The sequence below is a fragment of the Mesorhizobium sp. WSM4820 genome, assembly GCF_055811075.1.
This window is the reverse complement of sequence record NZ_JBVVQN010000046.1, coordinates 1-9,885: the sequence shown is the minus strand read 5'-3', so window position 1 is coordinate 9,885 and position 9,885 is coordinate 1. Positions and strand designations below refer to the sequence as shown.

General features: G+C 55.9%; 7 protein-coding genes. 1 reads left to right on the top strand and 6 read right to left on the bottom strand.

The window, feature by feature from the left end; all coding sequences use genetic code 11:
- Positions 1–175: 175 nt before the first annotated feature.
- Positions 176–1,192 carry a LysR family transcriptional regulator gene (locus tag AC0L2R_RS33390; protein ID WP_473514048.1) on the top strand — a complete coding sequence of 339 codons (1,017 nt, stop codon included), beginning with the start codon at positions 176–178 and terminating at the stop codon, positions 1,190–1,192.
- Between the two features lie 853 nt (positions 1,193–2,045).
- On the opposite strand, the gene AC0L2R_RS33385 is transcribed toward AC0L2R_RS33390, so the two are convergent.
- The 6 genes from AC0L2R_RS33385 to AC0L2R_RS33360 all read right to left on the bottom strand — a co-directional run bounded on the left by AC0L2R_RS33385 (position 2,046) and on the right by AC0L2R_RS33360 (position 9,637).
- A complete protein-coding gene (locus tag AC0L2R_RS33385) occupies positions 2,046–2,861 on the bottom strand; it encodes an aspartate/glutamate racemase family protein (protein ID WP_473514047.1) in 816 nt (271 codons plus the stop codon).
- Complete coding sequence (locus AC0L2R_RS33380) at positions 2,858–4,642, bottom strand: ABC transporter permease subunit (protein ID WP_473514046.1); 1,785 nt, start codon at positions 4,640–4,642, stop codon at positions 2,858–2,860. Before AC0L2R_RS33380 ends, AC0L2R_RS33385 begins: the two co-directional genes overlap by 4 nt.
- 15 nt (positions 4,643–4,657) lie before the next feature.
- Positions 4,658–5,650, bottom strand: coding sequence for an ABC transporter ATP-binding protein (locus AC0L2R_RS33375; protein WP_473514049.1), 993 nt, complete (start codon positions 5,648–5,650; stop codon positions 4,658–4,660).
- Positions 5,651–5,859: 209 nt separating this feature from the next.
- Positions 5,860–6,963, bottom strand: a complete 1,104-nt coding sequence (locus AC0L2R_RS33370) for an ABC transporter substrate-binding protein (RefSeq protein WP_473514045.1) — start codon at positions 6,961–6,963, stop codon at positions 5,860–5,862.
- Between the two features lie 123 nt (positions 6,964–7,086).
- The gene (locus tag AC0L2R_RS33365) at positions 7,087–8,277 is read right to left on the bottom strand and encodes a M24 family metallopeptidase (protein WP_473514044.1); all 1,191 of its coding nucleotides are present in this window, start codon (positions 8,275–8,277) and stop codon (positions 7,087–7,089) included.
- 49 nt (positions 8,278–8,326) lie between these two features.
- Positions 8,327–9,637, bottom strand: coding sequence for a serine hydrolase domain-containing protein (locus tag AC0L2R_RS33360; protein WP_473514043.1), 1,311 nt, complete (start codon positions 9,635–9,637; stop codon positions 8,327–8,329).
- Positions 9,638–9,885 lie beyond the last annotated feature (248 nt).

The window sequence follows — 9,885 nt, the reverse complement described above, 5'->3', positions numbered from 1 at the left end:
GAGGACACCATGCCGGAGAGGATGGAAGCAAATAGATACCGTGAACGGACTATATAAGTTTCGACAATGCTGGGCGGTTGGCACCACGCCATTGCTGCGCTGTTCACCGGTCTAGAGATTTCGCCTTGGCTCGGCCTTGCCAATGTGCGAGGGGTCGCTGGATAAGGAGCGGCAAATGCCTGAAAAAGATCCGCAATCAGCACGAGTGGCCCGGGTGCGGCGCCGTTTTGTCTGGGAGATCGACTGGAATCTCCTGAGAACGTTCACGGTCATCGTGCAGGAAGGAAGCCTGACCGCTGCCGGGGACAAACTGTCCCTGTCGCAGCCCACAATCAGCAACGCGCTGCGCCGGCTCGAGGAGCATTTGGTCTGCCACCTGATTGAGAGAGGCTCCAACTATTTCAGGATCACGCCGGCGGGAGAGACACTGTACGAGGAATGTATGGCAATGTTCGAGATCGTCGCGGGACTACCGGAACTCATGGAGAAGGATCGAAACCACATTTCCGGCCACGTCGACATGGCTTTCACCAGCCATGTCGAATGCCCGTTCCTCGATGCTTTCCTTGCCGACTTCCACAAGACCCATCCGCGCATCACCTTTTCCACCACGGTTACGTCCAGCAGGTCCGCGGCTGAAGCCGTGCTCAACAGTGAAGCCGCCCTCGGCATTTTTCTCACGCAGGAAAAGCTCGACGACCTGGAATACACATTACTCTATCGCGAGCATTTCGGCTTCTTCTGCGGACCAAGCCACCCGCTTTTCCAGCGACGGATTTCCGGCTTCGATGAGCTGAGGACGCTCGACTATATTTCCTTCAAAACCGACGAGCTTTCAGGAGCTCTGGCGCCGGTCGCCGCGTTGCGCAAGCAAGAGCAGCTTCGTGGGAAGATTGTGGGACAGTTCACCAATCTCGAAGAGGTGAAGCGCTTGATCAAGGCGGGGTTTGGTTTCGGTCCCCTACCGATCCACGTCGTTACTCCAGATGTGGAGGCAGGGCAGCTCTGGCAACTCCCCCCCTACACGAACCCGCCTTCTGTCGACGTCTATCTCGTGACGAAGCGCACTGCCAGGCGCACCCGCGCCCAATCCACCTTTCTCGAAGCGCTGTCGGCAGCGATTGAAGCCACTCCCCTCGAGAGCCGGACCTACCCACAACCCGTGGGCGACATCACCCCGGCCGAAGTGTAGCGCGTTGCGTGATCTAGCGCGATTTCGGGAATGGCGCCTCGGCGCATCGCTTACTGTATGTCCGTCTGGTTCGCCGTTTCCTCGGAAAAAATGGCTGCCGCCGGACACGATGTCCGACGACAGCCAGATCTCCCAGGGAGGTTGAGCGGGGGAAACAGGTGCTCCAGCTGGAAGAGGCGGTCATATTCCAATAGCCTAATAGGCTTGAGCGATCTGGCGGATCGAGGCGACATAGGCAGCGGTGCGATAGTCACCGAGCTCCGACTGCTTTCCGCGTCGCTCAAACGACGGCCGTTTAGCCCGGGCATGCGCAGATCACGCAGGAAGCTCCGGATCGCGAACTGCACTGCTCTGCCCGTGGCTTTCGTCCGGCCGGCGATCCCGCCCTTCCACAAAGGCTTGCCGGTCAAGTTGTGTGCGTCAAGTTCTGCAAAATGGGTGGCATTCAGCGGTGACGTTGCGTGTCCGCCGCGCAGCCCCCGTGTTTAGCGGAGCGGCGGACATGGCGGGCCGCGTCTCAGGCGGCCAATGCCCTCAGGTTCTCCTTCTTGTGCTCGCGCAGATGATCCATGTTGAGGTAGCGGGTCGCTCGAGCCAGTTCTCGTGGATCTCCACCGCCAATGCCCGAAATCGAGACTGCCGCCCGACAAACCACGTCTTCGCTTGTCAGTGGCAGACCGCAAGTGGCAAGCATCGACTGAAGCCGAAGGGCATCAGCCGGCACTGTTCGCGGTCAATTAGGCCCAGCCGTTCTCAAGCGGGCTCGTTATGGCGCTCTTTGTCGCGGTGGCCGGCCTAGTCTTCTCTTGAAGAGCAGATCGTCTTTGCGACGCGATTCCACAAATTGAGACATTCAGATCGTGGTTTTATCGGCAAAAGCTAACGCTTCTGAAGAATGAGTGCTCACCGACTCCATTACCATCCGGCAAAGGGTCGTAATGTCATACACCGGGAGAGTTGTGAAACGACGGATCGATTCCGCAACGCGAGGGAACATCGTGCACTCAAGCAGTATTGCGCCGATCTCGGGATACGTCTCTCGTAGTTCTTGAATTCGGGTGCAAACGTCCTCCTGCAGGACGGCGGTGTTTGTTGGCACCGGCGGTCGCGCCATCTCATTCAACCAGGTTTGCGTATTCTCAATACCGCCAATCACAATTCGTGCAAGTTCGGTAGGATCGTCAATCTCCAGTAGATCCTTTCCGCAACATGTAGCGTCGAAGGTCATAATAGCCAGTTTCGCATCTGCGGCGAGCTGACGAAGAATGAACGGCACCAGCATCAGGGCTGATAACGCGACTGGAACTTCAATGGCGGCAGCAACCGCGGCCTGATGTCGGATTGAAAAACCGCAATCGGCTGTTACCGCTGCAGCGCCGCGCTCCACCAGGCGTTGAGCGGCCGCGACAAAAGCTGGTTCAAGCCCCGGAGCTCCCGGGACGATTACATCCACCCAGGCTCCCGAGACTGTTTCCCTTATGATGGGGAAACTGAACGTGACCGGATCTGCCATAGTTCCGGGTGTGGGGGGAACGGTAGGTCCTGGCTCTAGATCTAGAATACCCAAGACCTGGCCGGCCTGCTTTCCCCGGTTCTGCAGCATTTCGAAACTCCATTGGTTTGGTTTTTGCAATTGAGGAGCCACCATCACGCACCATTCGTCCGTCAATTTCGGGCCGTCACTCCCTCGACCGCAGCGAACTGAGACCGGGCTCCCGTCCTCCACCACATGATGTAAAGAGCGATCATCCAAAGTATTGGTAGAAGGGTAAGAAGCGACGCCACCGCGGCGACAGTCGGATCGATTTCATTGCGGATGTTTTCCCACATCTTCAATGGCAAAGTCCGCACGGAAAACCCGCTAACAAGGGAGGTGATTACCACCTCACCGAAAGAGTGGATAAAGGCGAAGAGCGCGCCGCCTATGATACCAGGGCGGATGAGCGGCAGAGTCACTCTGATGAAAGCCCTAAACGGTGTCGCCTTCATGCTCTTGGCAGCCTGGACGAGTCGTTTGTCGAAATTCACCAGCGTTGCGGAAACGATAACTACGACATAGCTGATTGCTCCAATCGTGTGCGCCAATATGATTCCGGTCTCGGTGCCAATTAAGCTGAGCTTCGCCAAGCCGAAGTAGGTCGCCACGCCGACAACGATGACGGGTATGGTGATCGGCGTAAGAATTGCCATTGTAACGAAGCTACGCAGGCCCGGAGCGACACGGTTAAGTCCAAACGCGGCAAGCGTTCCTACTATCGTCGACAGTATTGCGACAGCGAGAGCGATTTGAATACTGGTCAGAGCCGCGCCATACCACCCGACATCGCCGAAAAACGACCTGTACCACTGGAGCGAAAGACCGGGCGGAGGAAACTTTAAGGTTGCGCCATCGCTGAAGGACATCACGATGACAACGATCTCTGGGAATAGCAGGTAGAATATGACCAGCGAAACCCCGGTCCAGCCGGCAACTCTAGACCATCGCCCCTCGGGCTGCGCCCGATAAAGCGCAGTGGACCACCGCCTTGCTCTAGAAGAGACCGCCATCTCGTTGATGTAGCCTTTGACTGCTTTTGAGAGCGTGACTTGCCCGAACCAACGTTTTCTCAATTTAGGCGCGGCATCTTGTGCACCGGATGGATTGAGGCCAAACGTTGAAAGTACGACTAACGCAACAGCAAGGAGGATGAATGAGGAGGCGCTGATTGACCCAACATCGAAACCTGTGGCCACTTGAGACGCGATATAGGTCGAAAGCATTGCATCACCCAAGCCGCCAAGCGCAGCCGGCGTGATATAAAAACCCAGGCAGATCACGAAAACCAGTAACGTCCCACTGCGTACACCGGGTAAACTAAGTGGGAAGTAGACGCGCCAGAAAGCGGTCGACGGTCTCGCACCCATGCTTTTCGCAGCTGCGATCAAAGACGTGTTGATGCTCACCATCACACTCACCAGCGGCATGATCATCATTGGCAGCATGATATGGACCATGCCGACATAGACTGCCATACGGTTGTAAATAAACGGGAGTGGACTGGAGATGAGGCCGAAATCCATCAAGACACTGTTGATCAGCCCGGCGTCACCGAGAATCACCACCCAGGAGTAGGTCCGTGCCAAGTCGCTCGTCAAATACGGTAGGACGACAAGGACTATTAGGATTACTCGGACCCGCTTAGAGGCCGTTGAGATCAGATAGGCGGTTGGATAACCGACAAGCAAGCAAACAATCGTAGCTACAGCGCTGATTTCCAGCGTCTGGAGCAAGAGCCGAATATTGGCGTACTTTCCAGCGAAGGTGTAGTAGTTCTGCAAACTGAAATCTGGATAATTCAAGCTCGTAAGAAAGAGCTGTATCGTTGGTATCCCAAAGACGATTAGAAGGATGGCGACGGCCGGAATTACTAAGGTGAACGGCGCCCGCACGACTCTCTGAAGTGGATGCATTTGGTTATCTCAACTTCAAGCGCTCAGCGAACGCACGTCAGCGCGTAGCCAATCAAGCCGAACCGCGTCACCTGGCCGAAAGATTTCCTGCCCAGATGCAACGTGTTCACGGACGATGAGTGAAAGACTGCCAACTCGTACCTGGTATTTCCTTAGCGGTCCGGCGTAGGTCATGTCCTCAACAGTGCCGTTCACATTGTGGCGCCGGTCTTGATCTGAAGGTGGTGCCGCATTCGCTCCAGAGATGCGAACACGTTCGGGACGGATCATCGAAACGGTGCCGGGAGTGGTTTTCTCCTGATGTCCCAGAGCAGGACAATCCAGTATATTCGCCTCGCCTAAGAAGTTGGCCACGAAGCGGCTTGCGGGACGGTCGTAAAGCGCTTCAGGAGTATCTGACTGCTCGATACGGCCTCCGCGCATGACGATGATCCGGTCCGACAACGTGAGCGCTTCTTCCTGGTCGTGGGTGACGCATATCGTCGTTTTCCCAAATAGTCGATGAAGGCTCTTAATCTCGCCCTGCATTTGCTCGCGCAGGTTTCTATCAAGTGCGCCAAGGGGTTCGTCCAAAAGAAGGATCGGAGGATCGGCAATCAACGCTCGAGCAAGGGCGACGCGCTGCTGTTGACCACCGCTGAGTTGCGAGGGCAACCGTTCTCCTAAATCCTTAAGATGGACCCGTTTGAGCATTCGCTCAACAAGCGCTACCCGTTCGCCTGCTCTCACCCCGCGCATTTCCAAAGGAAATTCCAGATTTCGACGTACCGTTAAATGAGGAAACAAGGCGTAGCTTTGAAAGACAATCCCTTGATCTCGGCCGTATGAAGGCACTGCGGCTACTGACTTGCCAGAGATTAAGATGTCCCCCCTGGTAGGAGCTTCAAATCCCGCAAGCAGCATCAATGCTGTGGTCTTGCCAGAACCGCTAGGGCCAAGAATTGTCAAAAATTCCCCTTGGCGCACGGCAAGTGAGAATTCTGTTACTGCGGCGACGGAGCCGTACATCTTCGTAACATCACGAAACTCTATCTGTGGAGAGGCGGTGTTTTCCAATTCTTGGTCCCCAGTAGGTTCTCGTTCCAGCACCTTGGTTGCAGCTGAAGCGGGTTGTTGTGGCGGTTGGATTATGGCGCCATTCTTGCATCTGGAAACTCGTCAATGTGATGATACCAGCGAGTCTTGTCGCGGGACCCGCTGGTTGGTGCTGACCAGACTTATTTAAGAATCCATTCGCTCCAGCGCTGTGCGAGACGCTGAAAATTCGACATGCCGTCCGCGCCGACTTCCGCATACCAAGCGCCATTTTCCAAAATAGCAGTTGCCAGGTAATTGGGATGGCTTGGAAGCGTGACCGCGAGTTCTTCCGGCAGCAGTTTGAACGCATTCCGGTTGGTTGGCCCTTCCGGATAGAGCTTCGCAAGCGCTGCTTGATTTTCGGCCCGGCTCACAAACTCGACAAACTTCTGCGCGTTTTGCACATTGGGGCCGTTCTTGGGAATTGCCCAGGAGTCAAACGTTAGTTTGGCCTGATTGCGGCTCATTTCGAGCGGGGCGCCCTGAGCGATCGCCGTCGTGGCGCGGCCGTCGTAAGACATCATCAGGTCACCGGCGCCACTCAACATCAACTGCTGGATTTCAGATCCCGCCGTCCACCACTTTCGAACATGGGGCTTGATCCTGTCCAAGCTCGCAAAGACGCGGTCGATGTCCATCGGATAGAGTTTGTCGGGAGAGACGCCGTCGGCCAAAAGGGCTTGTTCCCAAGGACCCTCATTGCCGTACTGGCCTGATTGCAAGTAGCGAACTCCAGGGAATTTCTCGATATCCCAGAAATCTACCCAATTGCCGGGACGTGGCTTATCGGATGGGTACTTTGTGGTATTATAAACCAAGTTATAGCTGTAGAAGAAGAAGCCAACGGAGTGCTTTTTCTTGGTTTCTGGAACGAGCCCTTCGATGTCTTCTTTCCTAAAGAGCGAGTAGTCAATCTCTTCAAGATACCCTTGCGGTGCGCTCTGAAGAACCGATCCTTGGGCCAGCGGACCAACGTCGACCGTGACGCTGTTCGTCTTCTGCATCAGGTCAAGCTGATGGACCGTGAAGTCTTCCGTAATGGGAGTGACCTTAATGCCGGTTTCTGCTTCGAACGGCTTCAGGTAAGCTTCGATCACGCTTTTGCCGACTTGTCCACCATAGGTCGATACGCGAAGTTCACCTGCAGACTGCGCCGACGCCCGGACAGCGGGCGCTGCCAGAGCACCGACCGCAACAGCGGACGACGCCTGCATGAAAAGTCTACGATTGATCAGTATGCTCATTTTCGTTCACCTCCCTTTGCCCCTTACCTTCACGGGGGGTCGTTGAGCCCCCGCCTCGTCCCAAGCGTGTGGGCGAAATGCCGACGCAGCGGTCGACTTCCATTGCGACAACTAGACCACTCCTTAGGCATCGACTATTGTCAGCGTTGTGTCATGGAGGGTAAGGATCTCGCATCCTGTTTCAGTAACGGCCCAAGTCTCACTGAATCCGACGCCCGGAGTACCTGGAATTAGTTCCCCAAGGGGCGAATGGAACGTCATGCCTGGTTTCAACTCCAGCTCAACGCCTTCGCGTATGTAGCAGAGATCTTCGCACCACGTCGGAGGTGCCCCTGACCCAATTGAATAGCCGTAGACGGCTGGCTCCGGCCAGAGCTCTTCGAGGGCGATGCTAACTTCCCTTGCGACGTCGTGCACGCTGCGCCCCGGTCGGGCAGCTCGAAACAGAACAGCGAGAGCATCGTTGAGGACCGCCGCCTGTTTCGTCACTTCGGGAGAGGGCTCCCCGATTGCGGCAGTATGGTAAATCGCACTGGTGTATCTCTCGTAGGCGGCCCCGAATTCAAGGATCACCGTATCCCCCCGCTTAAGCGGCGTGCGCTTGTAGGTGGCGTGAACTATACCACTCCGGTGACCCGCTGCGACGATCGGCTGAGTACTAAAGAACTCGCTCCCTTCGCGGATCATCGTTTCATAAAGCGTAGCGGCAATTTCATTATCGGTGACGCCCGGCTTTATGACGGGCAACGCTGCGTCAAGGCCTTTCTTGGTGATTCTAGCCGCCTCGCGCATGTAGCCCAATTCAGCGGGCGATTTGATCATTCGCGGCTTCGCAACAACGTCCGAGGCATCAACAAACGTCGCGCCGGGCAAGCCGCGCTTCAGGCTTTCAAAGAAAGCAAGTGTGAGGCCGGATCTTCTCAGTTCAAGGCCAATCCGCTTCGCTTCCAGCTTCCGCTCTTTCAAGATTTCTACGAGGCTCTCAGCTTCTCCTCCTGCGGACCACCGAACTCCGCGAATGTCCGCCACCCAAGAAGTAAGCAGAGCAGTGGCGAACTCCAAGTGTCCCATGTGTAGAGTCGGCTCACCTTCACGAGGCAAGACCATACACATGTACCAACAGGACCCAAAAGTCTGGAGACCACTTAAATAGCCAAAATTGGGGGCATGCGTAATCAGGAGCGCGTCGAGACCCTCTTCATCCATGACTTTCCTGACTTCTTCGATGCGCTGACGGAATTCCGCCTCAGCAAAGGCGAGTTTCTTTTGAACTGAGCGACTTCTCCGCTTCGCGTAATATTCTTCGTCATCCATTTCCTTGGTCCTTTAAGCGTTCCAGGTGTGCATCCGCAGAAGGTAGGCCCTAGCCGCTCAGGCAGCGGGCCAGTTCCAGTGTTTGCGGAACAAGGATTGCGTCGCTATACACAGTGGAAGCCATCGGGTGCGACGCGAACTGCGCAATCACCATCTCTGCTCTTGGCGCGACATATACGCGCTGACCGTGAATGCCCTGAGCTTCGATTGCGCCAAACTCGTTGTGCGAATTCCACCACATACTGCGGTAGGAATAACCGGGCATGCCTTTGGCTGTGAACTTGGCCGGGTCTCCACCGCGCCGAATGTCATCTACGACCGAGGCTGGAAGGATCTGCTTGCCATTCCATTCGCCTTCTCGGCGGATCAGCTCTCCGAAACGCGCCATGTCCCGCAGACTTGCGTACAAACCCCCGCTGGCAGATGGCATCCCGGCGGGATCAATGACCAAGTACCCGTCGTCTTCGCAGCCCAATGGCGCCCACAAACGCTCATGCAGCAGTTGCGCAAATGAACTGCCCGTCACGCGCGACATAACCCAGGCCATGACTTGGGTGTTTACACTCTTGTAGCTAAAAATCTTTCCGTGCTCGCCCTCTTTGCGAACAGTGTACAGGAATTCGCAAGAGGTCTGCGGCCCATCATAGTTGGCTGGCCGCGATCGCGTTCGACTAGCCCGCATATATATTGCGGCGCTTGACTGCTCATCCACTTCGTCCTCGACGTAATCCATGCCCGTCTGCATGTCCATCACTTGTCGAAGGGTCGCATCTTCCCATGCAGTCCCCCGCAATTCGGGCAGATAGTGCGAGATTGACTTACCTTCGTCGAGCACCCCTTCGTACACCAAAGCCGCAGCAAGTGTGCCCGCATAAGATTTAGTCACAGAGAAGCAGGCATGCGGTATCTTCCGTTCGAGGGCACCGAAAAAACGCTCGAACACAACGCGACCACGGTGCAGCACCATGATTCCGTCGGTGTAGGTATCGAACAGCGCTTCGTCGAAGCGTCGGGAGCGCCCGTTCATATCTGTAAATCCCAACGCCTCTACCGCAGCTGTATCCGCAGGAGATGGCTCATTGAAGGGGACACCGGCTCCAACGGAGCGGCCAACACTTACCGTCGGCACAAGCTCCCGCATGTGCGAAAGGCTCCAACGGATTTCAGGGAAGGCCATGTAGCGGCCTCCCTCAAAGGTGATCTGCTTACTTGTCGAAGGCGGAAATCCTTTCATCCATTCTAGCTTGCGCGGATCGCTAGCGAGGCCATCGAGGTATGTTCTTCCTCCGAATTCCAGGGTTCCCTCCGCCGACGCGGACTGGCTAGAGGCTTCGCTTTTTACATCATCACTGAGCGCCATTCACACATTCTCCGGTACAAAGCGCCTCGACCACCAACTGGACCGGCGGGCCAATTCTACGCCAAAGGCCATTGTTAGCATCGTGAGGGTGGGTTGAATTCAACACAATCGGTTGCTGCCGGAGCATCGTTGCCGCCGAAACAGCCTACGAGTTCGAATGAGCCATCAGGCCAACTTCGCCTTCACGAAATTCGGACTCCCTTCTCGTCCAGCAGAACACAGCCGGCAGGGTCGTAGCCGATATCGAT

What these genes read in the sequence shown, in the direction of transcription:
- AC0L2R_RS33390 (WP_473514048.1), top strand. Translation starts at nt 176, where the DNA reads ATGCCTGAAAAAGATCCGCAATCAGCACGAGTGGCCCGGGTGCGGCGC.
- AC0L2R_RS33380 (WP_473514046.1), bottom strand. Translation starts at nt 4,642, where the DNA reads ATGCATCCACTTCAGAGAGTCGTGCGGGCGCCGTTCACCTTAGTAATT.
- AC0L2R_RS33375 (WP_473514049.1), bottom strand. Translation starts at nt 5,650, where the DNA reads ATGTACGGCTCCGTCGCCGCAGTAACAGAATTCTCACTTGCCGTGCGC.
- AC0L2R_RS33370 (WP_473514045.1), bottom strand. Translation starts at nt 6,963, where the DNA reads ATGAGCATACTGATCAATCGTAGACTTTTCATGCAGGCGTCGTCCGCT.
- AC0L2R_RS33365 (WP_473514044.1), bottom strand. Translation starts at nt 8,277, where the DNA reads ATGGATGACGAAGAATATTACGCGAAGCGGAGAAGTCGCTCAGTTCAA.
- AC0L2R_RS33360 (WP_473514043.1), bottom strand. Translation starts at nt 9,637, where the DNA reads ATGGCGCTCAGTGATGATGTAAAAAGCGAAGCCTCTAGCCAGTCCGCG.